This window comes from Marinomonas sp. 63XJN7_9_ISO-PGPR-S23-217 (genome assembly GCF_056173515.1).
In genome coordinates, this window is record NZ_CM149678.1 from 4,169,766 (window position 1) to 4,186,423 (window position 16,658).

The following is a 16,658-nucleotide window of genomic DNA, read 5'->3' on the forward strand; positions in this document are numbered from 1 at the left end:
TGGTCATGATCCACTATTTACTGATCACCCAAATAGACTATTCAACTTGGCATATTGCAATAACATAATGGTTTTCCCATCTTTGATCTCGCCAGAATCCACCATATCGCAAGCCTGCTTGAAGTCCAGCTCGAGAACATCAATATTTTCTTGCTCGTGTTCAAGACCACCGCCTTGGGATACTTTCATCTCGTCTGAGTATTCCGCCACAAAAAAATACAACAACTCTGTTACAGCACCAGGGGACATATAAGCTTCAAACACCTTCCTCACCTTGTCCACTTTAAAACCAGTTTCTTCTTGGGTTTCCCGCTTGATACAATCTTCTGGATTGTCTTGATCCAAAAGTCCGGCACAGGTTTCGATCAACATACCATCGGCATTACCATTCAAATAGGTCGGTATCCGAAACTGACTCGTCAGAATCACGCTTCTTTTCTTCAGGTTATAAAGCAAAATTGTCGCCCCATTGCCCCGATCGTAGACTTCACGCTCTTGCCGTTGCCACTGCCCTTGCTGATTCTGCAAGTCAAACGACACCTTATTTAAGGTGTACCAGTTATCAGATAAAAGCGTCTTTTCTAGATTACGAATATCCACACCCATAGTTTTCCCTTTCATTCATACGATAGATACCAGATGAGATTAATAACACAAAAAATTGACTTTGTAGCCAGCCTGACACCACCAAGGGCTAAACAAAAAATAAGAAAATCACCAATAAAAGCAGATACTTCAACAGTTTTTTCTAAAAAATATCATATAGAGATTTTACTATTAGTTAAGTAGAGAGTAAGTTAATGAATCCCATTCTCTTTAACACTTTGCCTGACTTAAGTGAACGGCCAATAGACTACAATAACGGTGATTTATGAGCGAGCCACATCCAACGGAAGAGTTTGAGCAAGAGCTGTTTTCGCTAATTCATCGGTTGCTACCCGTTGATGGCATCCGTTTTTTTATCTACGTGCCATGGGCACAATTAAAGCAGGAACTCAGCTCAGACCACGATCTTGATGATATGATGGAGGATTATCCAAAGAAGTATTGGTCCATCGATCCCATGCATCCCTCTCATTATGAGGGTACTGATAAAGCCGTCATTAGTAATTCTCAACTTATGAGCCATGAAGCATGGTCGCAAACCGAGATTCTCAATAAGTTCTACCACCCAAATGGCTATTTCCACAACTGTGATATGTTTTTCCGACAAAAAGATCGCATTGTCGCGATTCTATCCATGGTACGTAAAAACCCTGCTTCGCCCTTTACAGACACAGAAATGGATCTGCTTCGCCACACCCAACCCTTTATCGAATATTGCTTGGAAAAGATGTATATCTCTGAACGAGCGCATAACCGCTCAAGTTTAATTGACGAATACCATCTCACGGCCCGCGAAGTCGACGTGATCGAAATTGCCCTCACAGGAGTCAGCAATAAGGTTCTCTGCCGACATTTGGGGATATCATTACCCACCCTTAGAACCCACATGCAACGCATCTATAGCAAATTAGATGTTCATTCAAATGCAGAACTGATCTCAAAACTCGCCAAATACGCCCTCTAAGCTCTTAGATAGAGGGAAGAAAATCACAGGTTAGTTACACTCACTATCTTTACTCAAAGGTCTGAAAAAGCGGCTTCGACGAAACGAAGTTGCGCGACTCTATGGCGTTTCAGAGTCCGTCAAAAAATCCCTTTCTCACATCTAAAGAAACAATCCATGCCTTACGTTAAATAGCGTTTAGAGAAAGTGTGTCGTATACAAAGCCGATCACACGCTTCTCGTTAAAACAGATCTTTTGGTTACTTTTGTATCGTTTGACAAAAGTTACACGCTCAACAGAGCGGAAAAAAGGTCATGAATGCCAAGCCATTGAGAGAATACCGAACTTACTCGCAAACCCAAAAACAACCCCATCCCGCTTCCCCTTGGCAAGAGGGAGAGCGAAAGTGTCTGACTAAAGTCAGACCTACAAAAAATAAGCATGTCCAAATCGATCAGGTTGAAAAGGTGTTCGACCCTTTTGCTCTTTTAGTAAGAAGCAACATAACAACTACGTCATTTGACGTATCCCCCTAGGTCATTCTGCGAATACATTTCTTGACGATTTCTATAGATACTGACTTGGCTTACTTAATTTGATTCAAGCCGTGCTGAACACGGTATTTAGATCATTCGCTCTCTCAAACGACAAGCCCATTAGAAGGAAGACTCGAACATGAAAATGAAGACGTTAGTTTCCGCTATAGCCTTAACTGGGGCGACGCTGATCGCCCTGCCATCGTTGGCCGCCGATACGATTAAGGTCGGGGTGTTACATTCGCTTTCTGGCACCATGGCGATTTCTGAAAGTACGCTAAAAGATACCGTATTAATGCTGATCAAGGAGCAAAATGCCAAAGGTGGTTTGCTGGGTAAGAAGCTTGTTCCTGTGGTCGTAGACCCTGCTTCTAACTGGCCATTGTTTGCGGAAAAAGCCCGCGAGTTAATCAGTAAAGACCATGTGAGTGTGATCTTCGGTTGCTGGACGTCGGTCTCCCGTAAATCAGTACTGCCAGTATTAGAAGAACTCAATGGTTTGATGTTCTACCCAGTGCAATTCGAAGGGGAAGAGTCCTCTAAAAATATTTTTTACACTGGCGCCGCGCCAAATCAGCAAGCGATTCCTGCGGTGAATTACCTAATAAACGATTTGGGTGTAAAACGTTTCGTTCTTGCCGGTACAGATTACGTTTACCCTCGTACCACCAATAAAATTCTTGAAGCCTATTTAAAGTCGAAAGGCATTCCGGCCAAAGACATTATGGTCAATTACACCCCATTTGGTCAGTCTGATTGGCAGTCTATCGTTTCTCAGATCAAACAATTCGGTAGCCAAGGAGTAAAAACGGCCGTTATTTCCACCATCAATGGCGATGCGAACGTACCTTTCTATAAAGAGTTAGCAAACCAAGGAATTTCCTCTGAAGACATTCCTGTGGTTGCCTTCTCCGTGGGAGAACAGGAATTGTCTGGTATTGATACCAAACCCTTGGTGGGGCATTTAGCGGCATGGAACTACTTTGAAAGTGTCGATACACCAGAAAATGAGAAATTTATTAAAGAATGGAAAGCCTATAAACACGACCCGAATGCGGTCACCAACGACCCAATGGAAGCTACCTATATTGGCTTTAATATGTGGGTCGATGCCGTGAAAAAAGCCGGTACGACGAATGTCGATGCGGTGGAAAAAGCCATGATTGGTCAGAAATTTCCAAACTTAACGGGCGGTATGGCTGTAATGGGTAAAAACCATTACCTCAGCAAACCGGTTCTGATTGGCGAAATCCAAGACGATGGTCAATTCGAAACCGTCTGGCAGACAGATAAAACCGTTCCTGGAGACGCTTGGTCCAACTATTTACCAAGCTCTAAAAACATCATTGCCGATTGGACCTCGCCAATTAACTGTGGCCATTACAACACAGTCACCAAGCAATGTTCTGGCGGAAACTGATCATTCGTCACTGGATATGACCTATTGAATGAATGCATTTGACCCTCCCAGGTTAATGTTGGCTCTCTTCTAAGCGGTTAGCAGAGAGCCCTTTTACCTCACGGTACGAGGTCATTACTACATCCTATTCATCTCGATCTTTTTGCCCCTTCATAACCATTCCATGGAGTATCGCTTTGAGACATTTACTTGCCTTTTGCTGTTGCCTTTTTGGGTTGTTGGCCCCACTGGCGCAAGGCGCTGAATCCGGTACAACCGCCAATCAACCACCAGCAAACATCGCCCCTTTGGTGCTTGATCTGACTCAAGCAAAACTCAATAAATTATTGCCCATCCTGAAACAGCTAGAAGCTGTCAGTGATGAATCCATGGTGCCACTGTTCCATGCCATGATGAATGGTGATTTGTACTTTATTAAAGCCAATCGTCAACTTGTTGTCGCAACAGAAGAGTCGGGACAACGTCTTTACAAAGGTTTATACAGCCATGTCATGATGCCCAGTATCAGTGAAGACGACCTGAAAAAAATACGCGTTAATAATCGCTTGCGCGGGTATTTGCGTAATGCCATTGCGCGAGTGCATTTAACCGCCGCTTCTCCAGACGTCAGAGAAGCTGCGGTACGCGAGCTATTGGCCCATTTGGATAAAGATACGATCACCACACTGGAGCGTTTGTATCCGAATGAACCCAATAAAAAGGTGAAAGAGACAATGGGCTTGGCCTTAGCCATGAATACCGCATCGCAAACCAATCTCCCTGACTCAACCCGTATCGCTGCCATTGACCGTTTGTCCACCAGCTTGGAAAACGATGTACGTAATACGCTGACGACCTTAACCTATCAAGATAATCCTGCCATTAAGAGCGCCGCCCAAACGGCACTTAAACACATTGCCCAACGAGTGGAACGCTTTAACTTTTTAAACCAATTATTCTTTGGTCTGAGCCTTGGTTCTGTCTTGTTGCTAGCCTCCATTGGCCTGGCAATTACCTTTGGTGTCATGGGCGTGATTAACATGGCTCACGGCGAGATGATCATGCTCGGCGCTTACACCACGTATGTGGTGCAATTGATGATGCCAAATTACATTGACTATTCTATCTGGGTGGCGATCCCAGCAGCCTTTTTGGTATCGGGATCGGTCGGCGTATTAATCGAACGATTGGTGATTCGTCATCTTCATGGCCGTCCATTGGAAACCTTACTGGCAACCTTTGGTATCAGCTTGATTCTGCAACAGCTGGTGCGCACAATTTTCTCTCCCTTAAACCGTCAAGTGTCCTCACCCAGTTGGATGAGCGGCTCTTGGGAAATCAATCCAGTGTTTTCCCTTACACTAAACCGTTTGTACATTTTGGCTTTTTCACTTTTGGTGTTTCTCGTTCTGGTGATGGTGCTGAAGAAAACCTCATTGGGTTTAAACGTTCGAGCGGTATCACAAAACCGCAATATGGCAAAAGCCATGGGGGTTCGAACCGCCTGGGTGGATGCCATGACATTCGGCTTAGGTTCCGGTATCGCAGGCATTGCGGGCGTGGCCTTAAGCCAACTGACCAACGTCGGGCCAAATTTAGGACAAGACTACATCATCAACTCTTTTATGGTGGTGGTCTTTGGTGGTGTCGGTAACTTATTAGGCACCTTGGTAGCGGCTTTTTCATTGGGGATTGCCACCAAGTTCTTAGAACCCATCACAGGTGCGGTATTGTCTGCCATTTTAGTACTGGTGTTCATTATTCTCTTTATTCAAAAACGTCCTAAAGGACTCTTTCCACAAAAAGGGAGGGCCGCAGAATGAGCCGTCTTAGTCAGTATTTTTCCGCTGGACGCACCTCTGGCAAGCACACTATGCCGTTTGTGGTGATTTTGTTGGCGCTCACCGCCTTTGCTTGTTTGTCTAATTTATTACTGCCTGCAGACTCCGTCTTCCATGTGAGTACTTACTCCATCACCTTACTGGGTAAGTATTTGTGTTATGCCATGCTGGCATTGGCTGTGGATATTATCTGGGGTTATTGCGGAATATTAAGCTTAGGCCATGGCGCCTTTTTCGCCTTGGGCGGTTACGCCATGGGGATGTATTTAATGCGTCAAATTGGTGACCGTGGAGTGTATGGCAACCCTAACCTACCCGATTTTATGATCTTCCTGGGTTGGAAGCAGTTACCTTGGTTCTGGCACGGCATGGATCACTTTTGGCTTGCTATGATCATGGTAGTGCTCGTCCCTGGCCTATTGGCGTTTGTGTTCGGTTGGCTGGCGTTTCGTTCCCGTGTGACGGGCGTCTATTTGTCCATCATGACACAAGCACTGACGTATGCGTTGATGCTGGCTTTCTTTCGTAACGAGATGGGTTTTGGTGGCAATAATGGCTTAACGGATTTTAAAGACATCCTTGGTTTTGATCTGCAATCGGATCATACCCGTGTGGCACTCTTTGCCATTACGGGTGTCATTCTGGCGTTGCTTTTTGTCATCAGCCAAAAAATCCTCTCCTCCCGTTTTGGTAAGGTAATTCTAGCCATTCGCGATGCCGAAGCCCGCTCGCGTTTTATTGGCTATCGAACCGATCATTATAAAGTGTGGTTGTTTGTCTTCTCCGCAGTCATTGCGGGTATTGCCGGAGCGTTATATGTGCCACAAGTGGGCATTATTAACCCGGGCGAATTCTCTCCCATCAACTCCATTGAAATGGTCATTTGGGTAGCAGTAGGTGGTCGAGGCACCTTGATTGGGGCGATCATTGGTGCCCTATTAGTTAATTATGCGAAAACCCGCTTTACCGCCATTATGCCGGATGCTTGGCTGTTCGCTCTGGGAGCAATGTTTGTGCTCGTCACCTTGTATTTACCCAAAGGACTGGTAGGCGTATACGCACAGCTTATGAGTAAACGCGGCTCAAAAACGCCACCAACACCACCCGCCAACACCACCGCATCTGTCAAGGAGTCTAACGCATGAGAGCGATTGATAACGCTGTAGGCAGCTTACGTGAGACGTTTCGCCCCGATCAAGTGTGGCCGTTTCTTGCCCCAGAAAACAACAAAGTGAATGTGGACAAGAACATCATTCTCTATGTAGAAGGTTTGAACCTGAGTTTTGATGGCTTTAAAGCCCTCAACAACCTTAACCTCTATGTGAACGATGGTGAATTGCGCTGCTTGATTGGCGCCAATGGAGCCGGCAAAACCACCTTGATGGATGTGATCACAGGCAAAACCCAATGCGACAGTGGCACAGTGTATTTTGGTCAAACCCAAAACTTGCTGAGCAAAGACGAAGCGCAAATAGCTCAACTCGGTATCGGTCGTAAATTCCAAAAACCCACGGTATTTGAAGAGCAAACCGTATTCGATAATTTGGAACTATCACTGAAAACCGATAAACGTGTGCTACCGACCCTGTTTTCCCGTTTAACCTCCACGCAAATAGATCGTATTGATGAGGTGTTAAAAATCATCGGCTTAGCGCAGCAACGCTTTATGCTGGCTGGCGCTCTATCTCATGGACAAAAACAGTGGCTGGAAATCGGCATGCTATTGGCATCTGATCCTAGACTTTTGCTGATTGACGAACCCGTCGCGGGTATGACACCACAGGAAACCGAGCGCACGGCTGAGCTACTAACCTCCCTTGCAGGCGAACGCACCGTCATTGTCGTCGAGCACGATATGGAATTTGTGCGCAGCATCGCACGAACGGTCACGGTCCTACATCAGGGCTCGGTACTGGCTGAAGGCACGATGGATCAGATTCAGAACAACAAAGATGTGATTGAGGTCTACCTTGGCGAAAGCGAAGACGGCACAGCGACAGGAGAAGAAGTATGATATCCATTAACAATGTCGATCAATTATACGGTGGCACACAAATCCTCTGGGGATTAAATTTAACAATCAAACCGGGCTCTATTACCTGCATCATGGGCCGCAACGGTGTCGGAAAAACCACACTACTCAAAGCCATTATGGGATTACTCCCCATCCAAAGTGGCGAAATCACCATGGATGGTGAGGTGTTAAATAAGCAAAGTGCTGAAAAACGCGCCTACGCTGGCATAGGTTATGTACCACAGGGTCGCGATATTTTCCCCATGCTCACCGTAGAAGAAAACCTGCGCATTGGTTTGCCCGTTCGCAGCAAGCGCGCTAAAGATTCTCTACAAGGAACACTACAAGATAGTCCAAAGGACATCCCTGATAAAATTTTTGAGCTTTTTCCGGTGTTAAAAGACATGCTGCATCGCCGTGGTGGCGATTTGTCCGGTGGCCAGCAACAACAACTTGCCATCGGTCGAGCCTTAGTAATTGAACCCAAAGTACTGATTCTAGACGAGCCTAACGAAGGGATTCAGCCAAACATTGTAAAGCAAATTGGTGATGTCATTCTCAAGCTCAATAAAGAAGAAAACCTCACCGTTATTCTGGTGGAGCAGAAGTTAGGCTTTGCAAAACGTGTTGGTAAAGAGTTCCGTTTAATGGAAAAAGGTCGTATTGTCGCGTCTGATGATATGGACAAACTTGATGAGAAACTGATAAAACAGTATCTCGCCGTGTGAAAATTTTATTTCATACCCCATGTTTGCAAAGACTAGACCCGCAATATCCAAAACATTAGGGAATCGATGAACAACAAACACAATCTTGCCTTGGTGGATGAAACCGCTCTCCAAGATGGAACCGATCCCCAAGGCAACACATCACCAGTCACAAGGCCAGATAAGCAAGCCTCATCTTGGCATGCTTTTTTAACCTTAGGGCTAGCCAAAACCGCCCGTGGCACAGTCCTGAAAACCTGCGATCACCAAGGCCCACTCTATGTTCAAAAACCCTTTTACCCTGAAGGCCCAGCAGTCGCCCATATTTATCTGCTGCATCCTCCTGGCGGTATGGTCTCGGGAGATCGCTTAACCATCACCGCCCATCTCGCGGAAAACACCCACACGCTCATCACCACGCCAGGTGCTGGGCGTGCTTATCGTGCCCGTGAAGACAAAACCCTACAGCATCAAATCATTGAGTTGAACGTTGCTCACGACAGCATTATGGAATGGTTACCTCAGGAGACCATTCTCTACCCAAACGCCCATGTTCGCCTAGAAAACCGTATTAATCTCACCGGTAATGCAACCTTCATTGGCTGGGAAATTACCTGTTTTGGCTTACCAGCGAACCAAGAAACCTTTGAAGCAGGCCACGCCGAGCAAGGCTTGCAGATTTATCAAAATGGTCGCCTAAAAGTACGTGAACGACTCGTTATTGACGACCAGAGCCGAGAGATATTTACAGCGAAAGCGGGGCTAGACAACAAACCAGTAAATGGCCTGATGATTGCAGGCCCTTTTGACCAAAAACACAATTATGATGAACTTATCGATGCGTTACGTGGCTTATGCCAAGCCCATCCTGCACTAAGCGGCGCAACCCTAGTTGACGACTTTATCATGGTGCGTTGTATTCATCATGATAGCGAACAGGTAAAACAATTATTCACTCAATGCTGGCACCTCCTTCGCCCAGCTTTGATTAACAAAGAGGCCTGTGAACCGAGAATTTGGGCAACTTAACACCCCTCCCCCTTTTTAAGGGTGAGATTGGAAGGGGGGTTAAAGCAAATAGAACCCCACCCTAGCCCTCCCCTTATTAAGGGGAGGGAACCGTTTACTCCTCCCCCTTGTATCAGGGGGAGGCTGGGAGGGGGTTAAGAAATTAACAACTAATAACGAAAGACAGAAAAAGGCATTTAAGATGGAATTACTCCCAAGAGAAAAAGACAAACTTCTTGTTTTCACCGCTGCTCTGCTTGCCGAACGTCGCTTAAACCGTGGTCTGAAACTGAATTACCCTGAAGCCATGGCTTACATCACCATGGAAATCATTGAAGGCGCGCGCGATGGTAAAACCGTTGCCGAGCTAATGAGCTATGGCAAGACTTTATTAAGTGCCGATCAAGTGATGGACGGTGTGGTGGATTTGATTCATGAGGTTCAGGTGGAAGCCACCTTCCCTGATGGAACGAAGTTAGTCACTGTTCACAACCCTATCAACTAGGTTCTTTTTTAAAAGGAAAGCATCATGATTCCAGGTGAAATACAAGTTGCTAAAGGGGACATTGAGCTCAATGTTGGCCGTAAAACCATCAAAGTTCGTGTCGAAAATACTGGAGACCGCCCTGTTCAAATTGGCTCCCATTACCACTTCTACGAAGTTAATCCCGCTCTCTCTTTTGATCGTGAGTCTGCCAAAGGCTTTCGACTCAACATCGCTTCGGGTACTGCCATTCGCTTTGAGCCAGGCCAAGGCCGGGAAGTGGAATTGGTGGAATACGCAGGTACCAAAACCATCTACGGTTTTCGTGCTGACGTCATGGGCACATTGGTAGGAGCAGAATAATGGCAAAGATGGATAGACAAAGTTACGCCCAAATGTTCGGCCCCACCACGGGAGATCGTGTGCGTTTAGGGGATACTGACCTTTGGATTCAAGTGGAAAAAGATTTCACCACCTATGGTGATGAAGTGAAATTTGGCGGTGGTAAAGTCATCCGTGATGGTATGGGACAGAGCCAAGTCACCAATGACATCGCCGTAGATCTGGTCATCACCAATGCTCTAGTGCTAGACCACTGGGGCATAGTAAAAGGCGATGTTGGCATCAAAGAAGGCCGTATTGTCAAAGTCGGCAAAGCGGGGAATCCAGATGTTCAGGACAATGTAGACATTGTGGTTGGGCCAGGGACGGAAGTGATTGCTGGAGAAGGCTCGATCCTTACCGCCGGTGGCATCGATGCACACATTCACTTCATTTGCCCACAGCAAATTGAAGAAGCGCTGACCTCTGGCGTCACAACCATGTTCGGCGGTGGTACAGGTCCTGCGACAGGCACTAATGCAACCACTTGTACACCAGGGCCTTGGTACATAGGTAAAATGCTACAATCCACAGACAGCATGCCCATGAACCTAGGCTTCCTCGGCAAAGGCAACGCTAGTTTACCAGAAGCTTTAGAAGAACAACTTGAAGCAGGCGCCTTTGGTTTAAAACTTCACGAAGACTGGGGCACCACACCCGCGTCCATTGATTGCTGCTTGAGTGTCGCGGAAAAATACGATGTGCAAGTGGCCATTCACACCGACACCTTGAACGAGTCCGGTTTTGTCGACAGCACCATTGGCGCCTTTAAAGACCGCGTGATTCACACTTATCATACAGAAGGCGCAGGTGGTGGACACGCACCAGATATTATCCAAGCGTGCTCCAACCCCAATGTCTTGCCTTCCTCCACCAACCCAACTCGACCCTACACACGCAATACCGTGGATGAGCATTTGGATATGTTGATGGTGTGTCACCATTTGGACAGCAATATTCCAGAAGACGTAGCCTTTGCCGATTCTCGTATTCGTAAAGAAACCATTGCTGCCGAAGATATTCTTCATGACCGGGGGGCGTTCAGTATGATTTCGTCTGACTCCCAAGCCATGGGCCGTGTTGGCGAAGTGATTACTCGCACATGGCAAACTGCTCATAAGATGAAACAGCAATTTGGTTTGCTACCAGAAGATGAAGAACTGGGAGCGGATAACTTCCGTGCTCGTCGTTATATCGCCAAGTACACCATTAATCCTGCTATAGCCCATGGCGTCAGTCACGAAGTAGGCTCCATCGAGCCGGGGAAATTAGCGGACTTGGTGTTATGGAAGCCAGCATTCTTTGGTGTCAAACCGTCAATGATTATTAAGGGCGGCATGATTGCCAGTGCGCCGATGGGTGACCCAAATGCGTCGATCCCAACACCGCAACCCGTTCACTACCGCCCTATGTTTGGTTCATTTGGCAAAGCAGCGGCAGCGACTGCTGTGACCTTTGTCTCGAAAGCCGCACTGAATAATGGACTAAAAGAAAAACTGGGGCTGGATCGTACCTTAGTAGCTTGTCAAAACACCCGCAACATTTCCAAACTGGACATGGTGCATAACGATTGGTTGCCCAATATTACAGTCGACCCGCAAACCTATGAAGTACGTGCCGATGGGGAATTGCTGACCTGTGAGCCTGCTGAAGTGTTACCGCTTGCTCAACTTTACTGTTTATTCTAGGAACGTCTATTTAAAGGAACACAAGATGCTGGATATTTATGAACGCTTAGGCACACACTGCCACGATGAAGTCTACACCAAAGTCATTTTGACCCACGAGCAACGAGATCGTGGTCGCTTAAAGTTAGTAGGCGAAAATGGCGAAGATATTCGTGTTTTTCTAGAACGCGGCAAACCGCTCCAAGTTGGGGAGTTTCTCAAATCTGAATGCAACAAAATAGTGCAGATAGAAGGTGCCGTTGAAGACGTGGCCCACGCAAGTTGCGACGACTGGGAAGCCTTTTCCAAAGCTTGCTATCACCTTGGTAATCGTCATACCAAGATCCAAATTGGCGAACGTTGGTTACGCATTAAGCCGGACCATGTGCTAGAAGAAATGTTGCACATGCTGGGGTTAGTGATTAGCCATGAAGAGGCGGTGTTTATCCCAGAGTCTGGAGCCTATAGCCATGGTCATCACCACCACGGATAGCAGCTTACTGCGCCTCTTGCAGTTAAGCAGTGTCAGTCTGCCAGTGGGTGGCTATGCGTTTTCTCAAGGTATGGAGTACGCCATTGACCAAGGCTGGATCAAGCGCAAAGCGGATGTGTCCAACTGGATCAGTTTGCAGCTTCAGCAATCGGTTGCTCGTGTGGATTTACCTATTTTACGACTCTGCATGGTAGCCGCGAGAGAACAAGATATACCACGTTTGCTGGAATTGAATGACTTAGCCTTGGCCTGTCGTGAAACCAAAGAGCTGCGCTTAAACGATACCGCCATGGGTGAAGCACTGGCTCGATTAATGCGCAGCCTTCAGATTGAAATCCCCTTTGTTCGTTTGGAAGACATCAGCTTTGTCACTTTATTTGCCATTGCCGCGAACTATTGGCAGATCGATTCCGACCTAGCGGCAGTGGGATTTACCTGGTCTTGGCTAGAAAACCAAGTGGCTGCTGCGACTAAGCTGGTTCCTCTTGGACAAACCCAAGCACAAGAACTGCTTGGCGAGCTACAGACGGATATCAATGAGGCCATTGCACACGGGAAAAACATTGAGGAAGACAGAATTGGTGCAGGCTTACCAGCCATTGCCATCGCCAGTTCGCTTCACGAAACACAATATTCACGGCTGTTTCGTTCTTAACCCCCTCCTAACCTGCTCGATGAGGGAGAGGAACTGGGAATTTCAGATCTGAGAAAGATCGTTCCCTCCCCTTTTTAAGGGGAGGGCTAGAGTGGGGTTTTAGAACAAACAGACTATTTTTTATTTCAAGTGACAACAAGGAAAAAAATTATGAGTAAAAAACAAACCTTACGCGTTGGTGTCGGCGGCCCCGTTGGTTCGGGCAAAACTGCCCTACTACGCTCGTTATGTTCTGCCCTTCGCGACCATTACAATATTGCTGTCGTCACAAATGATATTTATACCCAAGAAGACGCAAAGTTTTTAACCGAGCACGAAGCCTTGGATGCCGATCGTATTATTGGTGTAGAAACCGGTGGTTGCCCGCATACGGCGATTCGAGAAGACGCTTCAATGAACCTTGCCGCCATTGATCAGCTTCTAGAGCGTCACGGTGAGTTGGATGTGATCTTTGTGGAAAGCGGCGGCGATAATTTGAGCGCAACCTTTAGCCCTGAATTATCCGATTTCACCATTTATGTGATCGACGTTTCCGCTGGAGATAAAATCCCACGTAAAGGCGGCCCTGGTATCACCAAATCTGATTTGTTGATCATCAATAAAACCGATTTAGCTCCTTTAGTTGGCGCTTCTCTAGAGGTCATGGATCGAGATGCGAAGATGATGCGTGGCGAACGGCCTTTTGTCTTCTCTAACTTGAAAAATGCCCAAGGCTTAGACCAAATCATTCAACTCATTATTAAAGAAGGTATGTTAGAATCCAAAACCATTCCAGCCGCAAGAGCGGTGGTTTAACCCATTGATTTTATTCAGGAGATTTACTATGCGTCGTTCTACGCTAAAAATAGGATTAACCGCTCTTATCACGATGCTACCCACGCTTGCCCTAGCTCACCCAGGACATGATGGATCAACCAGTTTTTCCACAGGGTTTATGCACCCAATGGGCGGCTTAGACCACTTACTCGCTATGATCGCTATTGGACTTTGGGCTGCTAGCATGGGAGGTCGTGCTTTATGGGCCGTTCCTGCTGCGTTTGTGGGGACAATGATTATTGGCGGTGCGTTAGCAATGGCCGGCATGCGAGTTCCTTTTGTTGAAGAAGGTATTTTACTGTCCGTTGTACTAATGGGGGCCCTTTTAATTGGCTCTGTTCGCTTTGATGTGAAAGTTTGTATGGCTATTGCGGGCGTTTTTGCCTTGTTTCATGGTGCCGCCCACGGTATGGAAATGCCACTAAACGCACATGGTGCTGAGTATGCGCTGGGCTTTGCGCTAGCAACGGCTTTATTACACGTGGTCGGTATGGGATTAGGTTTGATTCTTGCTCGTCTTGAAATGCCAATCATAACGCGTGTAACAGGCGGCATGATTGCAGCAGCTGGCGTGTTTATGGCAATCGCTTAACCCTCTTATCGACTTTAGCAGCAGACTAAGCTGTTTTCAGGAAAACGTTGTCTAGTCAAACTAGTCAACGTTTTTCTTTTACTTATCACCCATTTTAGCTAGATTAAAAGCATTATATTTCATGTACCATAAGATAAGATGATTTTATAGGACGAAAAATCCTCTGTACTCATGATCGTTAGCTCATTCTCTTTAAAATACACGGGCGAGGACTGTCTTTGATTTTACCTAAAATTCGTTTTCCTTTTGTCGCCGCCATCTGTTTGTGTCTATTTACACTGTTATCAACTGCTTCTATCTATTTCGTTCATACCTATAACAGCTACTTCACCCATGAACAGAAAATTTTACTCGATAGCGTGATTCAGGATCAAAAAGCGGTTCTACAGCGCCACTTATCGCTTACCTTTACCAGCACTCAGATACTGGCTTACAACATCCAGTTGAATCAGGGTTATATGCCCTATTTTAATAAATACGCAAAAAACATAATTAACTCTATCAGCAGTATATCGAGCCTGCAGTTGGCACCAAAGGGCATTATCGAAAAAATTTATCCGCCAAAAGGAAACGAAGCGGCTATCGGACTAAATATCCTAAAAAGCCCTCCATATAACGAATTGACAGACATTTCAATTCGTTATAATAAAGCCATTCTAACAAGCCCTGTTCAACTTATTCAGGGAGGAAGAGCGGTAATCTACCGAGTCCCTGTGAGCATCACAAACAGTGAGCACGAAAACTATTTTTGGGGCTTTGTGTCCGCCGTTATCAATCTCAATGTACTTATTTCAAATAGCCGTTTTAGCGATTTGGAACAACAAGGTTACCAATACAAAATACTCTACTTTAAAACGCCTTCCCATCCCATTGTAGTAGCTCAGTCCTCCGAACCAATCGGCAAACTGTTTTCAACCAGATACCTTTCTCTACCATCTGGTCAATGGCAATTAAGAATCAGCCACAGCATACCTAAAAACGTCCTTGGTGAGATGCAGTTTCGCTATACACTGGCACTGGTGATACCGGCGTTAATTTCCTTATTTTTCTTTTATATGCTGCTGCAGCCTACTCGCCTAAAACGGTTGGTGAATGAAAAAACCCAAGAGCTTGAAAAGCTTGCTTATGAGGATCCATTAACGGGTCTGCCCAATAGACGTTTTTTAACCGATAAACTGCAACACACCATTTTCAAACAGAAAAAGAAGGTAAGACGCTCCGCTTTCATCTATTTCGACTTGGATAATTTTAAAAGAATTAATGACTCCATTGGACACGATATTGGAGACCAAGTTTTGGTACTAGTCGCAGAAAGACTGCTTAGAATTCCTCACCAGAAAAGTCATGTCGTTCGTCTTGGCGGTGACGAGTTTTGCATCTATTTAAGTGATGTCGATGGTCATCACGAAGTGAGTCAATACGCCGAGCAGGTTTTACAAATCATCCAAAAACCCGTCACCATTTACAAACATCACTTTATGATGAGCACATCATTAGGGATTGCAATGGTCCCAGATGATGGGCAAGACTTAATCAGTATCATGCAACACTCAGATATGGCTCTATACCGAGCGAAGCAATTAGGAAAAAACCAGTACGCTTTTTATACAAAAAACATTAAAGACAATACCATGAAAGATATATTGGAGGAGGATGAGTTACACAGAGCCTTAACCAAAAATGAGTTTGAGTTGTTTTACCAACCGCAATTTAACTTATCCAATGGCAAGATCTTTTCTGCTGAAGCCCTGATTCGCTGGCACCATCCAGAAAGAGGGCGGATTGGGCCTGACGCCTTTATCCCTCTAGCAGAAAGAACAGGATTGATTATCGACATAGGGTATTGGGTCATTGAAACCAGCATTGCATTTATTGCCCAACGACATCAATACAGGTTAAGTCCCATCTGTATACACATCAATTTATCCGCCTTACAACTCAGGGATGCCAAACTGGTCAAACAAGTCTCCAAGCTACTGGATCAATACCAAGTATCGCCAAAAGAAATAGGTTTTGAAGTGACAGAAACCGCGTTACTCAGTGATATCACCTTAGCAAGTAATATTCTACAAACCTTTAAAAATATGGGGATTAGCATCGCTATTGATGATTTTGGTGTAGGATTCTCCTCTCTTGGTCAGTTGAAAAACCTACCCGTCAACGTGTTAAAAATAGATAAAAGCTTTGTTGATGATTTAGAAACCAACCCAAATGACAAAAAAATTGTCGAAGCCATTATCGCCATGGCACACAAGTTAAGCATTCATGTGGTCGCAGAAGGGATTGAAAATGAAACTCAGTGGCGTCTATTAGAAGATTATTCATGTGAGTATGGTCAAGGTTACATTGTTAGCCGCCCCTTACCCAAAGCCGCATTCAACACATTAGTCGAAAAAAACAAACAAGCCTATAGAAAAAACCTTGGACAAGATGCCTAAAGGGGAAAACGTCAGATCAACTCTGAGCTAGTACACGTCAGAGAGTGAGAGCAAGCTCTCACTCTCTTTTTAACCTT

The 16,658-nt window shown here is 45.7% G+C and carries 16 protein-coding genes; 15 read left to right on the forward strand and 1 reads right to left on the reverse strand.

The window, feature by feature from the left end; genetic code table 11:
- Positions 1-24 precede the first annotated feature (24 nt).
- Complete coding sequence (gene nudK, locus AC0VYI_RS19575; RefSeq protein ID WP_475444994.1) at positions 25-606, reverse strand: GDP-mannose pyrophosphatase NudK; 582 nt, start codon at positions 604-606, stop codon at positions 25-27.
- 265 nt (positions 607-871) lie between these two features.
- Here nudK and AC0VYI_RS19580 point away from each other — a divergent pair, with 265 nt between their 5' ends.
- The 15 genes from AC0VYI_RS19580 to AC0VYI_RS19650 all read left to right on the forward strand — a co-directional run bounded on the left by AC0VYI_RS19580 (position 872) and on the right by AC0VYI_RS19650 (position 16,581).
- Entirely contained in the window at positions 872-1,570 is a 699-nt protein-coding gene (locus AC0VYI_RS19580) for a helix-turn-helix transcriptional regulator (RefSeq protein WP_475444996.1), read from the forward strand.
- Positions 1,571-2,225: 655 nt separating this feature from the next.
- A complete protein-coding gene (urtA, locus tag AC0VYI_RS19585; RefSeq protein WP_199474190.1) occupies positions 2,226-3,506 on the forward strand; it encodes an urea ABC transporter substrate-binding protein in 1,281 nt (426 codons plus the stop codon).
- 176 nt (positions 3,507-3,682) lie between these two features.
- The gene (gene urtB, locus AC0VYI_RS19590; RefSeq protein WP_475444998.1) at positions 3,683-5,308 is read left to right on the forward strand and encodes an urea ABC transporter permease subunit UrtB; all 1,626 of its coding nucleotides are present in this window, start codon (positions 3,683-3,685) and stop codon (positions 5,306-5,308) included.
- The gene (gene urtC, locus AC0VYI_RS19595; protein WP_199474189.1) at positions 5,305-6,471 is read left to right on the forward strand and encodes an urea ABC transporter permease subunit UrtC; all 1,167 of its coding nucleotides are present in this window, start codon (positions 5,305-5,307) and stop codon (positions 6,469-6,471) included. Before urtB ends, urtC begins: the two co-directional genes overlap by 4 nt.
- The gene (gene urtD, locus AC0VYI_RS19600) at positions 6,468-7,340 is read left to right on the forward strand and encodes an urea ABC transporter ATP-binding protein UrtD (protein ID WP_475445001.1); all 873 of its coding nucleotides are present in this window, start codon (positions 6,468-6,470) and stop codon (positions 7,338-7,340) included. Before urtC ends, urtD begins: the two co-directional genes overlap by 4 nt.
- Positions 7,337-8,068: an urea ABC transporter ATP-binding subunit UrtE gene (gene urtE / locus AC0VYI_RS19605; protein ID WP_475445002.1), complete on the forward strand. Its 732-nt coding sequence runs from the start codon at positions 7,337-7,339 to the stop codon at positions 8,066-8,068. Before urtD ends, urtE begins: the two co-directional genes overlap by 4 nt.
- 66 nt (positions 8,069-8,134) lie before the next feature.
- Positions 8,135-9,076 (forward strand): urease accessory protein UreD, encoded by a 942-nt coding sequence (locus tag AC0VYI_RS19610; protein WP_199474186.1) that lies wholly within the window; start codon positions 8,135-8,137, stop codon positions 9,074-9,076.
- A gap of 181 nt (positions 9,077-9,257) precedes the next feature.
- Positions 9,258-9,560, forward strand: coding sequence for an urease subunit gamma (locus AC0VYI_RS19615; protein ID WP_067013674.1), 303 nt, complete (start codon positions 9,258-9,260; stop codon positions 9,558-9,560).
- Positions 9,561-9,584: 24 nt separating this feature from the next.
- Entirely contained in the window at positions 9,585-9,902 is a 318-nt protein-coding gene (locus AC0VYI_RS19620; RefSeq protein ID WP_475429285.1) for an urease subunit beta, read from the forward strand.
- A complete protein-coding gene (gene ureC, locus AC0VYI_RS19625; RefSeq protein ID WP_475445004.1) occupies positions 9,902-11,608 on the forward strand; it encodes an urease subunit alpha in 1,707 nt (568 codons plus the stop codon). Before AC0VYI_RS19620 ends, ureC begins: the two co-directional genes overlap by 1 nt.
- 25 nt (positions 11,609-11,633) lie before the next feature.
- Positions 11,634-12,080, forward strand: a complete 447-nt coding sequence (gene ureE, locus AC0VYI_RS19630) for an urease accessory protein UreE (protein WP_067341716.1) — start codon at positions 11,634-11,636, stop codon at positions 12,078-12,080.
- On the forward strand, positions 12,058-12,735 hold the full coding sequence (locus AC0VYI_RS19635) for an urease accessory protein UreF (protein WP_475445006.1): 678 nt from the start codon (positions 12,058-12,060) through the stop codon (positions 12,733-12,735). The genes ureE and AC0VYI_RS19635 overlap by 23 nt, the downstream gene beginning before the upstream one ends.
- 150 nt (positions 12,736-12,885) lie before the next feature.
- Positions 12,886-13,530: an urease accessory protein UreG gene (gene ureG, locus AC0VYI_RS19640; protein WP_199474173.1), complete on the forward strand. Its 645-nt coding sequence runs from the start codon at positions 12,886-12,888 to the stop codon at positions 13,528-13,530.
- Positions 13,531-13,558: 28 nt separating this feature from the next.
- Positions 13,559-14,143, forward strand: a complete 585-nt coding sequence (locus tag AC0VYI_RS19645) for a HupE/UreJ family protein (RefSeq protein ID WP_199474172.1) — start codon at positions 13,559-13,561, stop codon at positions 14,141-14,143.
- A 218-nt stretch (positions 14,144-14,361) separates the two neighbouring features.
- A complete protein-coding gene (locus tag AC0VYI_RS19650) occupies positions 14,362-16,581 on the forward strand; it encodes a bifunctional diguanylate cyclase/phosphodiesterase (RefSeq protein WP_475445009.1) in 2,220 nt (739 codons plus the stop codon).
- Positions 16,582-16,658: the final 77 nt, after the last annotated feature.

Coding starts and splice junctions, on each gene's coding strand:
- nudK (WP_475444994.1), bottom strand. CDS start 606: ATGGGTGTGGATATTCGTAATCTAGAAAAGACGCTTTTATCTGATAAC.
- AC0VYI_RS19635 (WP_475445006.1), top strand. CDS start 12,058: ATGGTCATCACCACCACGGATAGCAGCTTACTGCGCCTCTTGCAGTTA.
- urtC (WP_199474189.1), top strand. CDS start 5,305: ATGAGCCGTCTTAGTCAGTATTTTTCCGCTGGACGCACCTCTGGCAAG.
- urtE (WP_475445002.1), top strand. CDS start 7,337: ATGATATCCATTAACAATGTCGATCAATTATACGGTGGCACACAAATC.
- ureG (WP_199474173.1), top strand. CDS start 12,886: ATGAGTAAAAAACAAACCTTACGCGTTGGTGTCGGCGGCCCCGTTGGT.
- ureC (WP_475445004.1), top strand. CDS start 9,902: ATGGCAAAGATGGATAGACAAAGTTACGCCCAAATGTTCGGCCCCACC.
- urtA (WP_199474190.1), top strand. CDS start 2,226: ATGAAAATGAAGACGTTAGTTTCCGCTATAGCCTTAACTGGGGCGACG.
- AC0VYI_RS19615 (WP_067013674.1), top strand. CDS start 9,258: ATGGAATTACTCCCAAGAGAAAAAGACAAACTTCTTGTTTTCACCGCT.
- urtD (WP_475445001.1), top strand. CDS start 6,468: ATGAGAGCGATTGATAACGCTGTAGGCAGCTTACGTGAGACGTTTCGC.
- AC0VYI_RS19620 (WP_475429285.1), top strand. CDS start 9,585: ATGATTCCAGGTGAAATACAAGTTGCTAAAGGGGACATTGAGCTCAAT.
- AC0VYI_RS19645 (WP_199474172.1), top strand. CDS start 13,559: ATGCGTCGTTCTACGCTAAAAATAGGATTAACCGCTCTTATCACGATG.
- AC0VYI_RS19610 (WP_199474186.1), top strand. CDS start 8,135: ATGAACAACAAACACAATCTTGCCTTGGTGGATGAAACCGCTCTCCAA.
- ureE (WP_067341716.1), top strand. CDS start 11,634: ATGCTGGATATTTATGAACGCTTAGGCACACACTGCCACGATGAAGTC.
- AC0VYI_RS19580 (WP_475444996.1), top strand. CDS start 872: ATGAGCGAGCCACATCCAACGGAAGAGTTTGAGCAAGAGCTGTTTTCG.